This is a genomic window from Labilibaculum sp. K2S (assembly GCF_030372765.1).
Classification (GTDB): Bacteria; Bacteroidota; Bacteroidia; order Bacteroidales; family Marinifilaceae; genus Labilibaculum.
In genome coordinates this window covers 1-1,372 of sequence record NZ_JAUCMW010000067.1, presented here as the reverse complement: position 1 = coordinate 1,372, position 1,372 = coordinate 1, and the positions used below count along the sequence as shown (strand labels likewise).

At 40.9% G+C, this 1,372-nt stretch carries 1 protein-coding gene; it reads right to left on the bottom strand.

What is annotated here, in order from left to right:
- On the bottom strand, positions 1–1,372 hold a 1,372-nt coding region (locus QUH73_RS20710), incomplete at both ends, for a hypothetical protein (protein WP_289532351.1).

Genomic DNA, 1,372 nt, shown 5'->3' with positions numbered 1-1,372 from the left:
CAACGGCAATCGTTCCATCCAGAATTTTTGCAGAGGTGACCGCATCGGCCGCAATTACAGGTAAAGCCGCTGTACCAGCTAAATCTCCTGCCAACTGTACAATACCTTTTACTGTTGTACTTGCATTAGGGGCTCCTGCTGTAACTGCATCGTCAACATAAACCTTTGTTGCTGCATCCTGATCATCGGTAGGATCAAGCAAATTCTTAATTTGTTTAGCTCCTGCGTCGTTCCCTTGAGTTAATACTTCTCCCAGGTTTTGATCATCAGAACTTACATTGGAAAGATCAACATTGTTTCCATTGCTTATACTTAAGCTACTGCCTGACAAACTCAAAACCTGAATCTCATTGCCCGCATCGTCGTCGTTAAGAACTACACTGCCTCCATCTTCCAAACTAATGGTTGATCCTAGCTTAGTCAATAACTGATTATCGGAATTTATGCCTGATAAATCAACAGTATTGCCATTGGCAATAGATAAATTTGTTCCTGTCAAACTCAGGTTTTGATTGTCGGTATTGCTGAAGCTGTTTTGATTTGCCCATACCAAATTACCCGAACCATCGGTTATCAATATTTTATCATTAATTCCCGTTGGTTTGTCTATCTTAGCATCCAGCAGATTGTTAGATTCTGATTTGGTATAAACCGTACTTAAATCTACCATGCTATTAATGGCAGTCTGTAAATCGGCTATATCTGCAGCATTTATAACTACATCCCCTTTTTTACCGTTCACACTAAACACTTCTCCTGTCGGGGTTTTCAATTCAGTCCAGTCAGCTATTGTAGCTGTAGTTCCTCCGTTGTGCACGTACGATTTATTTTCGTCACTTCGTACGGCAACATCACCACTTACAGCAGCTAATGCCAATTGTTCTGCCTCTGAATTTACACCATAAACATTACCAAGGACTATTTTAGGCAATTGAGACTCGTCAATCTTCTTGTTCGCATCCAAACCAGCATAACCTCCGGCTGAATTTTTATTGCTCTTCTTCTCTGCATCTGCAACAATTGCTTTATCTGCATCGGCATAATCATTAGAAGTCAACACCTTACCCGCAACTTTATCTACTTTTGAAGAAAGCTGACCGTCAACATAAATCTTTGTTGCGGCATCTTTATCATCGGTAGGATCAAGCAAATTCTTAATTTGTTTAGCTCCTGCATCGTTGTCTGTTGTTAATATTTCACTAAACAACTGCTTGTCCGTATTAATTGGATTCCATTGAGCTCCGTCGTGAAACCAAAGTGTTTTAGTCGTGGTATTGTACTTTATATCTCCAGCTTTACCTGTTGTTGCATCGCTGGTATTGCCATCGCCGTTGGGATCGTTGGGATTAGCATCACCCAAAGGAGAGCCGGT